The sequence below is a fragment of the Candidatus Parcubacteria bacterium genome (assembly GCA_021414235.1).
Taxonomy (GTDB): domain Bacteria; phylum Patescibacteriota; class Minisyncoccia; order Phycocordibacterales; family JAKFXT01; genus JAIOOV01.
This window is the reverse complement of the sequence record JAIOOV010000004.1, coordinates 289922-308777: the sequence shown is the minus strand read 5'-3', so window position 1 is coordinate 308777 and position 18856 is coordinate 289922. Positions and strand designations below refer to the sequence as shown.

General features: G+C 56.5%; 10 protein-coding genes. 3 read left to right on the top strand and 7 right to left on the bottom strand.

Translation table 11 applies throughout. The features are described from left to right. Window positions 1-37: 37 nt before the first annotated feature. Entirely contained in the window at window positions 38-11290 is an 11253-nt protein-coding gene (locus K8Q93_02560) for a peptidoglycan-binding protein (GenBank protein ID MCE9644094.1), read from the bottom strand. Window positions 11291-11690: 400 nt separating this feature from the next. Between K8Q93_02560 and K8Q93_02555 the strand changes: the two genes are divergently transcribed. Beyond that, window positions 11691-12752: a hypothetical protein gene (locus K8Q93_02555; protein MCE9644093.1), complete on the top strand. Its 1062-nt coding sequence runs from the start codon at window positions 11691-11693 to the stop codon at window positions 12750-12752. Between the two features lie 73 nt (window positions 12753-12825). Here the strand turns inward: K8Q93_02555 and ddlA are convergent, their stop codons facing one another. Next, entirely contained in the window at window positions 12826-13908 is a 1083-nt protein-coding gene (gene ddlA, locus K8Q93_02550) for a D-alanine--D-alanine ligase (GenBank protein ID MCE9644092.1), read from the bottom strand. Window positions 13909-13961: 53 nt separating this feature from the next. Beyond that, the gene (locus K8Q93_02545) at window positions 13962-14525 is read right to left on the bottom strand and encodes a hypothetical protein (protein MCE9644091.1); all 564 of its coding nucleotides are present in this window, start codon (window positions 14523-14525) and stop codon (window positions 13962-13964) included. Between the two features lie 100 nt (window positions 14526-14625). On the opposite strand from K8Q93_02545, the gene K8Q93_02540 reads away from it, so the two are divergent. Continuing rightward, entirely contained in the window at window positions 14626-15225 is a 600-nt protein-coding gene (locus K8Q93_02540) for a transglycosylase SLT domain-containing protein (protein ID MCE9644090.1), read from the top strand. A gap of 61 nt (window positions 15226-15286) precedes the next feature. On the opposite strand, the gene K8Q93_02535 is transcribed toward K8Q93_02540, so the two are convergent. Together K8Q93_02535 and K8Q93_02530 are read right to left on the bottom strand one after the other, a co-directional pair. Next, window positions 15287-15466 (bottom strand): hypothetical protein, encoded by a 180-nt coding sequence (locus K8Q93_02535; GenBank protein ID MCE9644089.1) that lies wholly within the window; start codon window positions 15464-15466, stop codon window positions 15287-15289. Between the two features lie 24 nt (window positions 15467-15490). Then, a complete protein-coding gene (locus tag K8Q93_02530) occupies window positions 15491-16693 on the bottom strand; it encodes a DEAD/DEAH box helicase (GenBank protein ID MCE9644088.1) in 1203 nt (400 codons plus the stop codon). Window positions 16694-16909: 216 nt separating this feature from the next. On the opposite strand from K8Q93_02530, the gene K8Q93_02525 reads away from it, so the two are divergent. Beyond that, window positions 16910-17662, top strand: coding sequence for an rRNA pseudouridine synthase (locus tag K8Q93_02525; GenBank protein MCE9644087.1), 753 nt, complete (start codon window positions 16910-16912; stop codon window positions 17660-17662). A gap of 3 nt (window positions 17663-17665) precedes the next feature. Here the strand turns inward: K8Q93_02525 and K8Q93_02520 are convergent, their stop codons facing one another. Both K8Q93_02520 and K8Q93_02515 read right to left on the bottom strand, forming a co-directional pair. After that, window positions 17666-18250: a VTT domain-containing protein gene (locus K8Q93_02520; GenBank protein MCE9644086.1), complete on the bottom strand. Its 585-nt coding sequence runs from the start codon at window positions 18248-18250 to the stop codon at window positions 17666-17668. Between the two features lie 26 nt (window positions 18251-18276). Further along, window positions 18277-18855: a DUF2585 domain-containing protein gene (locus K8Q93_02515; GenBank protein ID MCE9644085.1), complete on the bottom strand. Its 579-nt coding sequence runs from the start codon at window positions 18853-18855 to the stop codon at window positions 18277-18279. Between the last annotated feature and the right edge of the window lies 1 nt (window position 18856).

The following is an 18856-nucleotide window of genomic DNA, read 5'->3' as shown; positions in this document are numbered from 1 at the left end:
AAAGCCCCGCGCAGTGCGCGGGGCTTTTTCTTTTTGATTACGGTTCGATGATGAAGAGATTGTCGAAGCGAGTCTTGGCATCCTTCACCTTCTTGAAGAGAGACGAAGCGCCGCTCTTCACTCCCTCAAAGATGGAAGCAGAGGTAGGCGGAACGGAAGGCTTCGCTACCACAGGAGGAGTGACCGGTGCGGCAGGAGCAAGCGGCTTCGAAGGTATCGTCGGAGCCTTAGGAGTGACCGGTGCTGCCGGCTTGGGTTCTACAGGCGTCGGAGCAACTGGAGTGACAATGACGGGATTCCCGGTCGGAAGGCCCTCAAGAGCAATGGCTTCGTTGAGAATGCTGCGGGTGAGGAAGTCCACGATGCCGATGACAGGGATAGCCTGCTTCAGCTGGTAGCGGCGCACAGCCGCCTGCGTGAGGGCTCCGAAGTAGCCGGTCACCGGGCCTGCATACACGCCCTCACGGATCAGCTGCCTCTGGAGGATGGTGACATCCTCGCCGCGGGTGCCGACCTTGAGAGTGCGAGTGAAGACATCAGGAGTGAGTCCGGGAGTGACAATGATGGGAGGAACAGCGGGAACAGACGGAGTCACAGGGGTCACCGGTGGCACAACAGGGACTACCGGAGCGTTCGGATTTACGAAGTTCGGATTGAAGTATGCCCCGAGGTTGCCGGAAGGATTGCCCCCGCCGCCACCACCGCCTGAAGGAGCGGGCGTGACCACCACTGGAGCAGTGACCGTGACGGAAGCCGAGGAAGTAGACACGCCGCCGTATGCATCAGTGAGCGTGAGGAGGACAGTGTAAGTTCCTGCAGAAGCGTACGCATGACTCTTGTTCTGACCGAGAGAGGCAGAGTTTGAGGTAGTCGCGTAGGAGCCGTCGCCGAAGCTCCAGACATACGTCCAGCTATCCCCGAGAGAAGTGCCAGAGTTCGAGTCAGTGCTCGTATCCGTAAACGTGCCCGTGAGGTCACTTGCGGAAGCAGTGAAGCCTGCGGCCGGAGCGTAGTTGACCAGGTTCGTAAGCGAGGTAGAGCTCGTGATGGTAGTCGTAGCTCCCGACGGAAGCGTGATGGTACCAGAACTCATGACGCCATCGATGATGACCGCGTTAGAGACCGTGGTCGAGGCCAGGTTGGAGTTGGTGATCACGGAGCCCGTGCCGATGATGGTCACGTTCGAGAGAGTCGAGTCTGTAACGGTCGCATCCGAGAGCGTGGAACTCGACATGGTCGAATTGGTCACTGTGGTGGAAGCCAGAGTCACGTTAGTCAGAGTGGAGGTAGCAACCGTGGTATTCGAGATGGTCGAAGAAGAGACGGATGCGTTCGTTACTGAGCCACCAGTGATCGTGCTGTTGGTCGTACTTCCGTTGTTGATAACCGCATCAGTCAGAGTAGAAGAAGAGACGGATGCATTGGAGAGAGTGCCGCCAGTAATGGTGCTGCCCGTAGTCGTGCCGTTCGTCACTTCGACGTTCGTGAGAGTCGAAGAGGTCGTCGTCGCATTCGAGAGCGTGGAGCTTGCGATAGTGCTGTTAGTCGCAGAGACAGAGGAAACCGTAGAGCTCGAGACGGAGCCTCCGGAAATAGTGGAGAGAGCAATGGTGCTCGTAGCTACGTTCGCGTTAGAGACGGTCGAGGTAGCCACATTCGCATCAGCGAGAGTTGCGCCGGTGATCGTGCTGTTGGTCGAAGTCGCTGTCGCGAAAGTGCTGTTCGTCACCGTGGAAGTAGCGATGCTCGAGAACGTAGTCGTGGCGTTCGTAAGGGTCGAGTTAGTCACCGTCGAAGTAGAGACCGAGGAATCGGTCACGTTCGAGTAGAGGACGTCCGAGGCATACACCGGCGAATTGGTCACCGTGGAGCCAGTGAGATTGTTGAAGCCTGACGGAGGGTCGACGATGGAATTGCTGATGGTGCAGTTCGAGCCCATGTAGTTCTTGACCGTGGAATTGATCACGGAACAGCTCGTGAGTATGGAATTGGTGATGGACGAGCTGGTCGCGTTCGTAAGGGTCAGCTCAGCATTGTCGAGCGTCACGCCATAGAGCGAGGAGCTCGCAATCTGCCACCAGGTGGTGAGAGTGGAATCCGTGATGCGGGTGCTGCCGGTAGTGGACGCTGCAGTCGAACTTGCGAGAGTCGGCGCATAGAAATCGTAGTAGATGCCGCCAAGAGTCGAATTCACGATGAAGACATCCGCATTCGAGGTCACGATCGGTCCGTAGTGGGTCGTCGTAGAGACATTTCCAGAAGCATCGATCGCCTTCACGTGGAAGTAGTAGGTGCCGTACGCAAGAGTGGAAGTAGAAGTGGTGGTCGCAGCAATATCCACGATGTCATCTGGTACTGTCGTGCTCGCGGTGTCGAAGATATAGGAATAGCCGGCGATACCGGAGCCTACATCCGTCGCATCAGACCAGGTCACGGAGATGGACGCGACATTCGAGAGAGTGGCGGTCGCATGCGAAGAAGAGACGATGTTCGGCGTGGAAGGAAGACTGAAATCAGGGGCAAGACCGAAGGTCACGGAGAGGGTGTGACCTGCCTGCACATCAGAGAAGGTATACGAAGTCGAAGTGGAGACCGCTCCCCCATCCACCATGAGACCCGTCACCATATATCCGGAATCCGGAGTGAAGACATAGGTCTGGCTGCCGCCCTGTGCGAGCGTAGTCGTGCCGGTAGGACTTACGGAACCGTTTACAGAGGAAGTCGCTACGATATCGAAGGAAGGCGCGCCACTGATCGTCGCAAAGACGACCGCGAGTGTACCCGTCGCCTGGACATTAGAGAAGGTATAGGAAGTGGTCGTGGCGATGACCGAGCCGTTCACCGTGACAGACTGGATGGTATTTCCGACGTTAGGAGAGATGGTGAAGGTTGCGGATCCACCCTGGGTTACGGTCGTCGTACCAGAAGGTGTAGTGGTGCCGTTCCCCGTCGAGGTGACAGTGATCGGAAACGCGAGCGCACTCGCAGCCGGAGCAAACACCACACCCACCGTGTGATTCGCCTGGACATCAGCAAAGGCCACGACCGTAGAAGTCGGAGACGTGGTGGCGTAGGTCACGCCATCCACAAGGATGGAAGCGATCTCATTACCGCTATTCGCAGTAATTGTAACGGTCTGAGTCGTACCCTGCGAAACCGTGGTGGTAGCAGACGGAGTCACCGAGCCATTACCCGTGGAGGTAGCGACAAGCTGGAAGTTCGCAACGCCCGTCGAAGAGTAAATCGCTTCGAGGGTATGAGAGGCCGTTACGCTGGAGAAGGTATAGAGAGAGGTGGTGGCAACCGCCGCTCCATCAATGAGGAGCTGGGTGAGGGTGTTACCAGCGTTCGGGGTGAGATTGAAAGAGGCGGACGCACCCTGAGTCACGGTAGTGGTACCAGACGGAGTCGAGGTTCCGTTGCCGGTAGAAGTCACAAGAATAGCGTAGGTAGGAGCCCCGGAGATGGGTGCGAAGGTCACGCCCACCGTATGGTCAGCCTGTACGTTCGTGAAGGTCACCGTAGTGGTGGTAGCAGAAGTGGTAGCAACTGCTGCACCATCCACGAGGATGGAGGCGATTTCGTTGCCCACATTGGCGGTGATGACCACAGACTGGGATGCACCCTGCGAAACCGTGCTGGTGGCAGACGGACTTACGCTGCCGCTTCCAGTCGAAGTGGCCACAACCTGGAAGGAAGAGGCGCCGGTCGAAGAGTAGATCGCATGAACAGTATGGGAGGCGGTGACATTAGAGAAGGTATAGAGAGTGGTGGTCGCCACGGAAACACCGTCGATCAAGAGCTGATCAATGGTATTACCCGCGTTCGGAGTCAGAGTGAAAGAGGCCGCACTCCCCTCTGCCACAGTCGTCGTGCCAGACGGAGTAGTGGTGCCGTTCCCTGCCGAGGTTACCGTGATGGGATACGTCGGCGCTCCGACGACACCCTGGAACGTAGCACCAACCGTGTGGTCAGCCTGCACATTAGTGAAGGTGATGGTCGTAGTGGTAGCCGAGGTCGTCGCAACGAGGGCACCATCAACGAGAATCGAGGCGATCTCGTTGCCGCTGTTAGCGGTCACAGTGACGGAGAAGCTGGAACCCTGGCTCACTGTAGAAGTCGCGGCCGGTGATACAGAACCATTGCCAGTCGAGATGGCTACGACCTGGAAGTTCGCGGCTCCCGTCGAAGAGTAGATCGCGTGGAGAGTATGCGTTGCCTGGACGTTGGTGAACGTATAGAGAGAAGTCGTCGGTACAGACACATTATCAACGACAAGCTGAGTCAGCGTGTTACCTGCGTTCGGAGTGAGAGCAAAGGAAGCCGAAGTACCCTGAGCAACCGTAGAGGTGCCCGAGGGAGTCGTTGTGCCGTTACCGGTCGAAGTGATGATGATCGGGAACGAGAGTGCATCAGCGGCAGTCTGGAACGTAGCACCTACCGTGTGGTCAGCCTGCACATTAGTGAAGGTCACAATAGTGGAAGTCGGAGAGGTGGTGGCGTATGCAGCTCCATCCACAAGAAGAGAAGCGATTTCCTGACCAGCGTTCGCCGTCACCGTGACGGAGAAGCTAGAACCCTGAGAGACAGTAGAAGTCGCCGCAGGTGTAGTCGTGCCATAACCAGTCGAAGTTGCCACTATCTGGAAGCTCACTGCACCCGTCGTGGAGTAGATGGCCTCAAGGGTATGGGAAGCAGTTACGTTGCTGAACGTATATACCGAAGTCGTAGCGACAGAGGCACCATCAATGAGGAGCTGGGTGAGGGTGTTGCCTGCGTTCGGGGTGAGATTAAAAGAAGCAGAAGCACCCTGGCTGATAGTAGAGGTGCCAGATGGAGTCGCCGTACCATTACCAGTCGAGGTGACTACGATCGGGAAAGTCGGAGCGCCAGTGATGGCTGCGAAGGTCACACCTACAGTGTGGTTCGCCTGAACGTCAGAGAAGGAAACCACCGTCGAAGTCGGCGAGGTCGTTGCATAGGAAACGCCATCAACAAGGATGGAAGAAATCTCGTTACCAGAGTTTGCAGTCACCGTCACAGAGAAGTTAGATCCCTGAGAGACAGTGGAAGTGGCAGCCGGGCTCACTCCCCCGTTACCAGTAGAAGTGGCGACGATCTGGTATGAGGCAACGCCGCTCGTGGAGTAAATCGCTTCGAGGGTGTGCGTCGCCTGTACGTTCGTGAATGTGTAGACACTCGAGGTTGCAACCGCTACACCATCGATGAGAATCTGATTGAGAGTATTTCCTGCATTCGGAGTCAGAGCGAAAGAGACAGAAGCACCCTGGGTGACAGTAGTGGTACCGCTCGGAGTCGTCGTGCCATTACCGGTCGAAGTTATGGTAATCGGGAACGAAACCACAGGTACCGCAGGAGCGAAGACTACGCCGACCGTGTGATTGGCCTGCATGTTCGCAAAAGTCACCGTCGTGGTAGTGGCCGAGGTCGTAGCGTAGGAAGCGCCATCCACGAGAATGGAGGTGATCTCATTACCCGCGTTCGCAGTGATGATCACAGACTGCGATGCCCCCTGAGAGACCGTGGTGGTGGCAGAAGGAGAAACAGATCCGTTCCCCGTCGAGGTGGCCACCACCTGGAAGGAAGTTGCGCCCGTAGCGGAGTAGATAGCCTGGAGGGTATGCGTCGCCTGAACGTTCGTGAAGGTATAGACGGAAGTGGTAGCCACAGATACTCCATCTACAAGGAGAGAATCAAGGGTATTGCCGGCATTCGGCATAAGCGTCACAGAGAAAGAATTGCCCTGGAGCACAGCGGTCGTGCCAGAGGGAGTAGCAGCTCCGTTACCGGTAGAAGTGACAGTGATCGGGAAAGTAACTGCGGAAGGCGCAGCCGCAAACACCACACCCAACGTGTGATTCGCCTGAACATCAGCGAACGTTACGGTCGTGGTGGTGGCAGAAGTGGTCGCGAAGGCTGCCCCATCCACGAGAATGGAGGTGATCTCATTACCCGCGTTCGCCGTAATGACGACAGACTGGCTAGAGCCCTGCGATACGGTAGTAGTGGCAGCCGGAGTCACCGAGCCGTTGCCGGTCGAAGTGGCGACTATCTGGAAGCTCGTGAGACCAGTCGAGGAATAGATCGCATGGAGGGTGTGCGTCGCATTTACATTATTGAACGTATAGAGAGTAGTGGTCGCAACCGCAACACCATCGATGAGGAGCTGGTCGAGAGTATTACCTGCATTCGGAGTCAGGATGAAGGAGGCAGAAGAGCCCTGTGCGATTGTGCTGGTGCCTGAAGGCGTAGTAGTACCGTTCCCTGCCGAGGTCACGGTGATGGGATAAGTCGAAGCTCCAGTGATTACCTGGAAAGTGGCACCTACAGTGTGATTAGCCTGGACGTTAGTGAAATTTATAGTGGTCGTCGTAGCCGACGTCGTCGCAACGAGTGCGCCATCGACGAGGATGGACGCGATCTCATTTCCCGCGTTTGCAGTCACTGTCACAGAGAAGGCAGAGCCCTGGGAGACAGCGGAAGTGGCGGAAGGCGTTACGGAACCGTTGCCGGTAGAGGTAGCAACTATCTGGAAGTTCGCGGCACCCGTCGAAGAGTAGATTGCGTGGAGCGTGTGCGTCGCCGTCACGTCAGAGAAAGTGTAGGCAGAGGTGGTCGCGACGGAAGATCCGTCTACGAGAAGCTGGCTCAAGACATTGCCCGCATTCGGGGTGAGAGTAAAGGTAGCCGATCCGCCCTGAGTGACGATAGTCGTACCAGACGGCGTGGTGGTACCGTTCCCTGCCGAGGTCACCGTAATCGGATAGGTAGGTGCACCGACGAGAGGCTGGAAGACCACGCCGACCGTGTGATTTGCCTGCACGTTCGAGAAGGTTACCGTCGTGGTGGTGGCGGAAGTAGTGGCGACAACGGCTCCGTCCACGAGGAGAGAAGCGATCTCGTTGCCGTTGTTTGCAGTCACCGTCACCGAGAAGTTAGAACCCTGGGAGACCGTACTCGTTGCAGAAGGCGTCACGGAACCGCCCGCCGTAGAAGTGGCGATTACGCTAAAGGTAGCGAGACCGGTCGAAGAGTAAACCGCATGGAGGGTGTGCGAGGCCGTCACGTTCGAGAACGTATATATAGAGGTGGTCGCAACAGAGACTCCGTCTACGAGAAGCTGCGACAGGGTGTTACCGGCGTTCGGCGTGAGAGTGAAGGAAGCAGAACTTCCCTGGCTGACGGTCGAGGTGCCGCTCAGAGTGGTGGTGCCATTACCCGCAGAGGTCACGCTGATGGCGTATGTAGGTGCGCCTGCGATAGCGGCAAAAGTCACGCCGACCGTGTGATTTGCCTGGATATCAGCAAACATGATCGTGGTAGTCGTTGCCGAAGTCGTCGCTACAGAGACTCCATCGACGAGGATAGAGGCTATTTCATTGCCAGAGTTGGCAGTGATGACAATCGACTGGCTAGAGCCCTGCGAGACAGTAGTCGTTGCAGCAGGCGTGACGGAGCCATTACCAGTAGAAGTAGCGACTACCTGGAAGGTGGTGCCGCCGCCAGTGGAATAGATAGCCTCGAGAGTATGGCTCGCGGTGACATTAGAGAAAGTGTAGACGCTCGTCGTCGCTACAGAGGCGCCATCAATGAGGAGCTGAGTGAGAGTGTTGCCTGCATTCGGGGTAAGAGTAAAGGAGGAGGAAGCACCTTGAGTCACGGTAGTAGTACCGCTCGGAGTGGTGGTGCCATTACCCGTCGAAGTTACGACGATCAGGAACGTCGGTGCGCCGACCGCAGTCTGAAAAGTGACACCAACGGTGTGATCAGCCTGGATATCAGAGAAGGTCACCACCGTGGAAGTCGGAGAGGTAGTGGCGTAGGAAACTCCATCCACGAGGAGAGAAGCGATTTCATTTCCCACATTTGCGGTGACGGTTACCGAGAAGGCAGAACCCTGAGAGACAGTCGAGGTGGCTGCCGGGCTCACTCCCCCATTCCCGGTAGAGGTAGCAATGATAGAGAAAGTAGAAGCACCAGTCGAAGAGTAGATCGCGTGGAGCGTGTGCGTCGCATTTACATTATTAAACGCATAGACAGAAGTCGTCGCGACGGAAACTCCATCTACGAGAAGCTGGTTCAAGACGTTACCTGCGTTCGGGGTGAGCGTGAAGCTCGCAGAAGAACCCTGACTAATAGTCGAGGTGCCAGACGGGGTCGTCGTGCCGTTGCCAGAAGAAGTAACCGTGATCGGGAACACCGGTGCACCTGCAGCAAGCTGGAAGGTCGCACCTACCGTGTGATTCGCCTGCACGTCAGCAAACGTAATCGTGGTGGAAGTAGCCGAAGTCGTAGCGACAGTCGCTCCGTCTACAAGGATGGATGCGATCTCGTTGCCCGCATTCGCTGTCACGGTGACAGAGATCGAAGCTCCCTGGGCAACCGTCGAGGTAGCAGAAGGACTCACCGAACCGTTACCAGTCGAGGTTGCTACGACCTGGAAGGAGGTAGCGCCAGTAGAAGAGTAGATTGCTTCAAGAGTATGAGAGGCTGTGACATTACTAAAGGTATAGACAGAGGTCGTGGCGACAGAAGCTCCGTCGATGAGGAGCTGAGTAAGGGTATTGCCTGCGTTCGGAGTGAGAGTGAAGGAAGCCGAAGAGCCCTGAGAGATCGTCGAGGTTCCAGAGGGAGTGGTAGTTCCGTTCCCTGTGGAGGATACATATATAGAGTAGGTCGGGGCTCCGACTATAGGAGCGAAGGTCGCACCCACGGTGTGGTTCGCCTGCACATCAGAGAAAGTCACCGTAGTGGTGGTAGCGGAAGTAGTCGCATACATCGCACCATCTACGAGAATCGAAGAGATCTCGTTGCCGCTATTAGCGGTAATGACGACAGACTGCGTCGCTCCCTGCGAAACAGTAGTCGTTGCAGAAGGATTCACCGAGCCGTTGCCAGTGGACGTCGCCACTATCTGATATGAAGCCGCACCGCTCGTAGAGTAGACAGCTTCGAGGGTGTGCGTCGCCTGAACGTTATTAAACGTATAGAGAGAAGTAGTCGCGACCGCAGCCCCGTCTATAAGAAGGAAGTTAAGGGTGTTGCCTGCGTTCGGAGTCAGAGTGAAAGATGCAGAAGACCCCTGGGCGACCGTAGTAGTGCCAGAAGGAGTCGTGGTGCCATTCCCTGTCGAGGTAACGATGATCGGGAAAGTAGCGACTCCAGCAATAGGTGCGAAAGTGACACCGACTGTGTGATCAGCCTGCACGTTGCTGAAGGAAATCGTAGTGGTAGTTGCAGAAGTCGTTGCTACCACTGCCCCATCGACAAGAATAGATGCGATTTCATTGCCGGAGTTAGCGGTGATCACTACAGACTGGCTACCGCCCTGCGAGACGGTAGTCGTTGCAGCAGGCGTGACGGAGCCGTTGCCGGTAGAAGTAGCGACTATAGAGAAAGTTGCGGCACCAGTCGAGGAATAAATGGCCGCGAGAGTATGAGAAGCAGTTACATTATTAAACGTATAAACCGAGGTAGTAGCGACAGAGACACCATCCACGAGAAGCTGGCTCAGGGTATTCCCCGCGTTCGGGGTGAGGGCGAAGGAAGCAGTTGCACCCTGGCTTACCGTCGTGATTCCGCTCGGAGTAGTCGTACCGTTTCCAGAGGAAGTGACTGTGATCGGGAAAGTGGCTGCACCCGGAATGACCTGGAAAGTCGCACCCACGCTGTGGTTAGCCTGGATGTTAGAGAAAGTGACGGTCGTGGTGGTGGCAGAAGTGGTCGCGAAGGCTGCCCCATCCACGAGAATGGAAGCGATCTCGTTGCCGCTGTTAGCAGTGATAGTGACGGACTGCGTTGCCCCCTGAGTCACAGAAGTGGTGGCCGAAGGGCTGATCGAGCCATTTCCGGTAGAAGTAGCTACCACCTGGAAGCTGGCTGCGCTCGAACCCGGAGCGAAGGTCACTGCGAGGGTGTGATCCTGGGTGACGTTGCTGAAAGTGTAGGAAGTCGAGGTGGCAGTCGCAAGACCATCCACGATGAGGGAGGAAACAGTGTTACCTGCATTCGGGAGGAAATTGATGGTCTCGCTGGCACCATTTGCGACATACACGGAACCAGTCGGATTTGCCGAGCCGTTGCCGCTCGAAGAAACGGTGATGACGTACGAAGAGAAGATCGCAGAAATAGTGTGAGTAGCGGCTACGTCAGAGAAGGAATAGGTCGAGACTGCACCCACAGAGACTCCATCCACCAGCACGTCCGTGAGCGTGCTCGAAGCAGACGCAGCGAAGGTATAGCTCTGTGAAGTACCCAAAGCTACGCTCGTAGTACCGGAAGGTGTGATGGTACCGAAGCCGGAGACGCTCGCGACTACCGGGAAGGTAGGCGCTCCCGGAGTCGCTGCAAAAGTCACCGCGATGGTGCCATTCGCCTGCACGTTCGAGAACGTGTAGCTCGTAGAAGTAGCCACTGCCGCGCCATTCACCATGACAGAGCTCACCTCATGCCCTGCGTTCGGGGTGAAGGTGAAGGTTTGTGCGCTACCCTGCGTCACGGACACAGAGCCAGACGGAGAGATGGAACCGAGACCAGAAGCAGAAGCGCTGATGGTGAAAGAGGTCGCCGGAGGCGGGTTGTACGTACACGGCAAGGCCCCACCAAAGTTATTGGCAGCAGAGTCTGTACAGGTCGTCGGCGGATACGTACACGGAAGAGAACCGTTGTAGTTCGTAGCGGTAGGATCCGTACACACCTCCACCGGCGGTGGTGGGGGTGGCGGAGGAGGTGGCGGCGGAGGAGGAGCAAAATCATCGTCTGCGTGTGCCACCTGAACCGCCACTGCCGGGAAAAGTGCCGGCACCACACCGACGTTTGCAAAGACTACGATCATGATCAAAGCGACCTTCAAAACCGGCACGAGGAGAGAGCGGTTACGGCCCCGCACCGCCTGACCAAAACCCTTGAGCAGAGCCAGCATTTTCTCAAATCCGGCGAGCGCCGAGAGGAGCATGGCGACGATGAGAATAAGCTTCACGCCAGCGGCTGCAGCGGGAACCTCAAGCACGTCCAGGAGATCGCTTCCGACGGTAGAAATACCAGCGTAAATCGTCTCAAAAACATGGCTGATCTGCGCTCCCACAGAGGTGCTCTGGGAAGCGACAATCTCCGACTTCTCCAAGACAACCGAAGCTTCTGCAAGCGTAGAGAAAGGGGAAAAAGCGGTGAGTACAAAAACAGCAAAAACAAACCCTTTGAAAAAGTTCTTAGCGGAAGCTATGTGGTTGTAGGAAGTCCCGAAAGACCCCTTGAAGAGTGGGTGTTCCATACTCTTTTCCACGAAATAAAATTGGGTAAAGAGATACGGAAACAACCAGAGCCGAGACGCGACATCGCGATTTTTCGGCTTAAAGGACACCTAAAGGACATTCTAGTTTCCCTTCCAGATACTTGCGTAAACGGAAGAGAAGCTTCGAAAAATCGTTTAGGACATATTTTTAAGGGACAAGATAAATGGCCTTGTTAGGCCATATTTATACGCTCGCTTTTGAGCAGTTAATTGAGTCTAACACGCTACACCCCTCTCTGTCAACTCCCCTTCCCTAAACCTGTCCGATACCTATTTGACAAGAGGCAAATAATATGATACATATATAAGCAGCCAGTTTGGCCTTTGTCGTAAACAACCCCGCCCGCGTGGCGGGCATCACCTGAGCAAGGAGCTCACCATGATTCCGAGAAGTCAGCGCGTTCCGCTTGCTGCCCTGATCGTCGCTCTGCCCCTCACCCTCCTCACGGTGCCGGCCAAGGCACAGACTGCGACGTTCGACTGCGGCATCAACGGCCTCCCCATGACCGTCGTCCCGGCCGCCAAGCAGAGCAGCACCAACTACACCTGCGTCGGCGAAAACACCACCGGAACGCTGACCAACTTCTGGTCGGCGGAGATCGATCAGTTCGGCCTCGGCGCCGGCTCGATCAATAGCTGGACCTCGGTGACCGAACCCAACGGCTCGGTCACCCACGACACCGGCTCCAACCAGGCGAACGTCGCCTACCGGCTCCACTTCATGGCGCGCGGCAACACCTCCGTCAGCAACAAGGTCGTGGCGACCGCGCGGTCGCTCCGCATCCTCCCCACCGGGAGGGAGTGGTTCAATCCGCGCGTGACGACCCCGACGATCTGGTCGCCGGACGGACGAGCGTACCGTACCGTCAGGACGAACACGACGACGACGCCGAACCTGCTCGACCACTTCTGGCAGTCGGCGAACATCATCGCGAACCCCATCTCGTCGATCGGCGCGCACGCCCTCGACGCCATCGAAAAGCTCGGCTTCGCTGCTCCCGATCTCTACGCCGGCTTCAAGACGAACTTCGCGAACAACAGCGACACCGACGTCAGCTCCTACTCGGAGATGGCGAACAATCTGGCCGTGAAGCTGAGGGCAACCTCCGGCTTCACGAACTTCGCGAATGCCCGAGTCACCCTGGGCGACAAGACGATCGGCTGGCTCAACTGCTCCGGGACGGTTTCGACCGGCATCGGCAGCTGCGCAGTCATCGTCCAGTACCTCGACCAGGCGTCGGGCAAGAGCGTCACCTACCAGGGGCCGGCGACCACCATCGCTTCGTCGAGCGCCGACGTCGCCATGGCTTTCTACAGGACCGACGAACGGAAAACGACCTCCGATCTCATGAAGATGGGGGTCATGAATCCGGGAGTCATCCCCGAGCCGCGCGCCCCGAAAGCGGAGGACTTCCCGCCGGAGGAGAACAAGGCCAACTGATCTAGTTCTTCGCAGCAACCTCACAAGGCCCACTCAATCCCAAACCATCGGGACTGAGTGGGCCTTCTTCTTTTTATACCCGCGTCGTCTTCAATTTTGCTTTCTTTAAATGCCTATCGAGCGCTAGTTGGATGAGCCTATCTATGAGCTCTGGGTATGAGATGCCGCTCGCCCCAAAAAGCCGCGGATACATGCTCACCGAGGTGAAGCCAGGAATGGTATTGATCTCATTCACATATATCTTTCCCCTCTTCGTAAGGAAGAAATCCACCCGTCCGAGCCCCTCACAGGAGAGGGCTTTAAATACCTCTATCGCCATCTTTCTGATCTTGTCTGAGAGCGCTTTAGGGATCTTTGCCGGCACCTCAAGCGCAGCCCCCTTCTCATCCAGATACTTGGCTTCGTAGGAATAGAACTCATGGGACGGGATGATCTCCCCCACCACGGAAGCTATAGGATTCTCGTTCCCCAATACCGCACACTCCACCTCCCGCGCCGGAATGAATTCCTCTATCAATATCTTGTCGTCGTATTCAAACGCCTTGTCCAGCGCGGTCGTATAGTCTTTCGCACTCTTTACTTTACTCACCCCTACGGAGGAGCCCATATTGGCAGGCTTCACGAAAAGGACCTTCCCGAGCTTCTTAGTAACCGCCGCGTAGGCGGGCCGCTTCTCACTCGCACGCACAGTGATGAACCGCGCGATAGGGAGCCCTGCATCCCGCAGGAGCCGCTTCATTATTTCCTTATCCATACCCACCGCAGAGCCAAGTACCCCTGAGCCTACAAACGGCACATCCGCGAGGGTGAGGAGCCCTTGCACCGTACCATCTTCCCCGAGAGGACCATGAAGAATGGGAAAAACTACGTCTACCCCGCCCGGGGTGCCGCCGGAGAGAAGAGACACGGCTCCCCCGCTCTGGGGCCGCAGCATAACCTCCCGACCGGAAATAGAGAGGCTCTGCCCAGTGCCACCGAGGAGCGCCTTGGCAGAATCTGGAAGAAGCCACTTCCCATACTTATCGATAGCAATCGGCACCACCTCGTACTTGCTCTTGTCGATCGCCTCCGCGACATTCGCCGCAGAACGGAGAGAGACTTCGTGTTCAGCAGATTTACCTCCGAAAACAACAGCAACGCGTATCTTCTTGGCCATGCAGAAAAATCAGAATAGTAATGATTCCAGTATACCTTCTTGAAACCCAGGAGCTAGACAACCCCTACCACAAGCGCCACAAGGACGATACCTAAAGCATTGAAGACGTAGGAGATAGGAATGAAAGCCAGAGTGCCTACCCGCGCGGTCCCGAGGAGGGCCAGCCCCAGCTCATCCGGAAGCGGAGAAGCGATGATGAGGGCGCCGAGCGCCGGCATGACCCAATGGAAGATCGGGGAGCGATAGAAAGCCTTGGCGCGCCCCGGCTTCCTATGCTTGAAAAGCGCCAGAATATCCTCGGCCAGGCGATCACGCACGAAGCGGAACAAGATGAAGTCCCCGAGGAGCGCACCAAGGGCGCCAATGAGCATCGTAGGCAGGAGCGGGCTCGTATGGAGTATCTCCGCAAAGACAGCCGTCGCCGGAGCCACCGTGAAGACGGAGGTGAAGAAGAAACCCGCTATGAAGCTCCCGATGAGACCGGAGCCCGCGGTAGAAGCGAAGAACGTCTCGAGCACGCCGGACTCGACGATGAGGACCGCAGCGACACCGCTCCCTGCGACCAGGAGTAGGTCGACCAGGAGATTCCGTTTGAGCTTTCGGGGGATTTTTGCCATCAAGGAAACTGTGAGATGAAGGAAGTATAGCACCAATGCTTGACAAAGCCTGTGGAAAATGTTTTTTAAAGATAGCGTAGTCCTTTGAGGAGCTTAAGTGATGTTTCGTTCACTGTTGCCTACACCCGTACCGTTTGTGTTCGTAGCCCTACTGATCCTGAATCCCCTGGCCGCTGCCTGGGGAAACCCGGTGCAGACAACAACGAGCGACCAGCTTCTTCCGACGGAAGAAGCCTTCCCTATCACCGCTATCCCGCAGAAACCAGACGCGTCCGCTCCCAAGCCGGTCGCGCGGCTGAAGAAGTGCGTCAAGCTCGAAGCCCTGATCAACAAGGTTGCAGCGAGGGTCGGCGTAGACAAGGGCTTGATACAGGGCATCGTCTATAAGGAATCGCGGTGCGACCCTAAGGCGATGAACGAGGAAAGCCGCGCCTCTGGACTCATGGGAGTGACTCCCATCGCCCAGGAGCAAGTCGGCTGCGGCCCGATCAACACCCCCGAGAAAAACCTTCTCTGCGGAACCACGTACCTCTCCTATCTCTGCGAAGAGCTGGAGATCTGCGATCCGCACCAGATGCTTCTCGCGTACCTCGTCGGCCCGGCACGGATGCGCAAGATCGTCGAAGGAAACCCCTGGGCTCCCTACACCCATTGGTATCCTCGCGGAGTCATCCGGATAGCTGAATCTTACGGAAGCTGAGACGAAGAAGCCCCGGCACGCGATGCGCGCCGGGGCTTCCTTTCTTTTAAATTACCAGGAGTTACTTCACTTTCTGCGGGGGCACCTTGCCGCCGAAGCAACGGAGGCAGAGGTTCTGTTCCGGACGAGTCTTGATGTACTTGCTTCCGCAGGTGCACACCAGGATCTCCGTGCGGGAGGGCTTTTCGATCCAGTGGCCGTCCTTCTGGAAGGTCTTCGAGATCTTAGGTGCGTTGTTCATAAAGCAAGGGTTAATTACTGCCGTTTAGTCGACGAAGGTGAGGGCTTTGCCGGTCTTGTCGCCGCGGCCAGTACGGCCGATGCGGTGCACGTAATCGTCGTAGGTGGTCGGAAGGTCGTAGTTGATCACATGGCTCACGTCCGCGATGTCGAGGCCACGAGCAGCCACGTCGGTCGCCACGAGCACCTGCACCTTGTGCGTCTTGAACGCGGTGAGGGCGCGCACGCGCTGAGAGAAGCTCTTGTTGCCATGGATGGAATCAGCCTTGAAGCCGCGCTTGTTGAGTTCCATGGCGAGCTTCTCCACGCCATGCTTGGTACGTCCGAAGACGAGCACCTTGTGGAAGCCCTCCTGAGAGAGGAGATCGTGGAGCACGTCCATCTTCTCCGTACCCTTCACGCGCACGATGTCCTGGTCGATGTTCTTGGAGGTATCGCGGGTCTTCACGGAGATACGTACCGGTTCAAAGAGGAACGCACCGATGAGCGCTTCGATCTCGCGCGATAGAGTCGCGGAGAAGAAGAGCGTGTGGCGAGGCTTAGGCATCTTCTCCATGAGGTACTTCATGTCGTTGATGAAGCCCATATCGAGCATGCGGTCCGCTTCGTCGAGCACGATGGTGCTAAAGGTGCCCAGGTTGATGGCGCCGCGCTCGATGAGGTCCTTGAGGCGTCCTGGGGTACCGATAATGAAGTTATTCTTGTAGCGGAGCTCGGAGAGCTGGCGGCCGATGGGCGCCCCTCCCACGCAACAAACGGAGAAGATGTTGAGCTTGGTGGTGAAGCCGCGGAGCTCGGACTGGATCTGAACCGCGAGTTCGCGGGTAGGAGCCACCACGAGTATGTTCTGCTTGGGGTCCTTCAGAACCTTGTCGATGAGCGGAATGAGGAAGGCTGCGGTCTTGCCGGTGCCGGTGTTAGCGATACCCACGATGTCAGAGCCACGGAGCGCATGCGGGATGGCGCGGTCCTGGATAGGGGTCGGCTGCTTGTAGCCCTTGGCCATGATGTTCGCCTTGAGACGCTCATCAATGACGAAATCACTGATCTGGTGCTCAGGTACGAAATGCTCAATCTCCTCGGTGATGACCGCCTTATTGATGAACTTGGAGACGTCGATGCGGTCGCCTTTCGGCGCACCACGGCGAGCGCCGCCACGCGGTGCGTAGCCACGATTGTGTGTAGGGCGGGAACCTCCGCGGAAACCTGTGTGTCGCTGTTGGTACATAAACTCTGCTGCAAGCGGACCGTTATGTCCGCTCTTCCTTCCCTTCGAGAGAAGCTCGTCTGTCTGTAATAAACGTAAGGTGACGAGAATCTCACCATTTCGCTTGGAGGGCGAGCGCCCTTCCGTCCCTTAACTAGGCCGAAAAATGAGATATGCTTACTCCCGTATAGTACCAAAAATCGCCTTAAATGTCAACGTTATGCTATACTCCCCCGCATGAAAGGAAGCGCCCCCCGATTCCCCCGCAGAGAGGCACCCAAGGCTCTGGAGAAGCCCCTCTTCCCCATGCGCATCAACAAATACTTGGCCCACAAGGGGTACGCCACCCGCACGGGTGCGGACGCCCTCATCGAAGCTAAGAAAGTGTACTTAAACGGCGAGCTCGCCGTGCTCGGCGCCAAGGTAGAAGAGGACGACCTTGTGGAAGTGAGGGATAACAAGAAGCCCAAAGAGCACATCTACCTCGCCTACCACAAGCCGGTCGGCATCATCACCCACTCCCCGCAGAAGGGCGAGAAGGACATTAGGAGCTCCATCCCCCTCTCTTCCGTCTTCCCTGTAGGACGCCTCGACAAGGATTCGAGTGGCCTCCTCATCCTCACCAACGACGGTCGCATCACCGACCGCCTGCTCAATCCAGAATACGAGCACGACAAGGAGTACGTAGTCACCGTGCGCAAGACCTTGGCCAACAACTGGAAGACCCGCATGGAACGCGGCGTATTTATCGAAGACTACACGACCAAAGAGTGCAAAGTAGAAATCGTAGACGAACGCACTTTCAAAATCATCCTCACCGAAGGCAAGAAGCACCAGATCAGACGCATGTGCGCGGCACTCGGCAACGACGTGGAGACGCTCACCCGCATCCGCATCATGAACGTGGAACTCGGCAACACCCCCGCCGGAAGCTACCGCCGTCTTGAGGGCGAAGAGCTCAAGACCTTTCTCGCGAGCCTCGGACTTTAACAATTAGAGGAAGCACCAGGAATATCCCCCGCAGATATCTAGGAAGTACTGTGCGCCAAATATGTAGACGGCACACACGAGCGATTCCCCTATAAACACGCCGAGGAGGAATTTGTGGAAATTGATCCGGAGGCTACCGCATACATACGAGAGGAGATCCGTAGGCAGAAAAAGCATAAAACTCCATCCGATGATGATGGGCAGCTCATATTCCGTAAGCTTCTTCTTGATCCAGGTGATCTGAGCAAAGTGCTTCTTCTCGAAGAAGTCATCGAGCCCTAAGAGGTGCGAAAAGTGATATATCGAGGCGGAGGAGACCATGATGCCCGCGATGAGGAAGAGGTAGAGCGGCAGCGGATCGAAAAAGAAGAAGCCTAATACGATGAGGTAGGTAGAGGGTATGAAGGTGAAGCCCCGCAGAGAACCGAGCAGGAAGAAAACCAGATACGCCCACCACAGATGCACGCCCACCGCACTCTCAATCAGCACGTGGAATGCCTCCGTATGGAAGAAGTAGGCGTAGAGAGTGACGGACAAGAGGCTCCCCCAAATGATCATCGCCGCTATACGGATAGTATGGATGGACATGACGATGCGGAGCTACGTCCGGAAGATCAACCAGCAGTCTGCCACTCGTTTATGAAATCGAACGGATGGAGGAGCTGGATGACGTTAAGAAGGAGATTGTCGCGGATCATGTAGCCCACAAAAAGCTCTACGCCGATAAGGAGCGCCACCGTGACCCATACCGGGAAGCGCCAGGCGGCGAAGAAGCCTAAGACCATGGCAATAGAATCCATGAGCGAATTGAGGATGCTGTCCCCTATGTACCCCTGAGCGAGCGCGCTCTCGCGATAGCGGTTAATGATCATATCCGTATTCTCAAAGATCTCCCAAGAGAGTTCTATACCGAAAGCGAGCAAGAGACGTGCACCGAGTGGAACCCGCGGAGCGAAGCGGGAGAGGAGGTAGTAGAAGATGACCCCGTGCGCCAGATGCGAGAAGGTATACCAGTCACTCAGGTGCTGAGAATTGCCCGGGGAGAGCACCACATTCTCCCAGAGCTTCACGTAGCCACAAGTACAGATGGCCGGCTGCCCCATGAAATGAAGCACCAGAGCCTGCAGCACAAAAAGCCCGAGTGCGAGAGCTGCGTAGTGCCACAGGGTCAAGCGATTGAAGAAATCAGACATA

What these genes read in the sequence shown, in the direction of transcription:
- K8Q93_02560 (MCE9644094.1), bottom strand. Translation starts at nt 11,290, where the DNA reads ATGGAACACCCACTCTTCAAGGGGTCTTTCGGGACTTCCTACAACCAC.
- K8Q93_02555 (MCE9644093.1), top strand. Translation starts at nt 11,691, where the DNA reads ATGATTCCGAGAAGTCAGCGCGTTCCGCTTGCTGCCCTGATCGTCGCT.
- ddlA (MCE9644092.1), bottom strand. Translation starts at nt 13,908, where the DNA reads ATGGCCAAGAAGATACGCGTTGCTGTTGTTTTCGGAGGTAAATCTGCT.
- K8Q93_02545 (MCE9644091.1), bottom strand. Translation starts at nt 14,525, where the DNA reads ATGGCAAAAATCCCCCGAAAGCTCAAACGGAATCTCCTGGTCGACCTA.
- K8Q93_02540 (MCE9644090.1), top strand. Translation starts at nt 14,626, where the DNA reads ATGTTTCGTTCACTGTTGCCTACACCCGTACCGTTTGTGTTCGTAGCC.
- K8Q93_02535 (MCE9644089.1), bottom strand. Translation starts at nt 15,466, where the DNA reads ATGAACAACGCACCTAAGATCTCGAAGACCTTCCAGAAGGACGGCCAC.
- K8Q93_02530 (MCE9644088.1), bottom strand. Translation starts at nt 16,693, where the DNA reads ATGTACCAACAGCGACACACAGGTTTCCGCGGAGGTTCCCGCCCTACA.
- K8Q93_02525 (MCE9644087.1), top strand. Translation starts at nt 16,910, where the DNA reads ATGAAAGGAAGCGCCCCCCGATTCCCCCGCAGAGAGGCACCCAAGGCT.
- K8Q93_02520 (MCE9644086.1), bottom strand. Translation starts at nt 18,250, where the DNA reads ATGTCCATCCATACTATCCGTATAGCGGCGATGATCATTTGGGGGAGC.
- K8Q93_02515 (MCE9644085.1), bottom strand. Translation starts at nt 18,855, where the DNA reads ATGTCTGATTTCTTCAATCGCTTGACCCTGTGGCACTACGCAGCTCTC.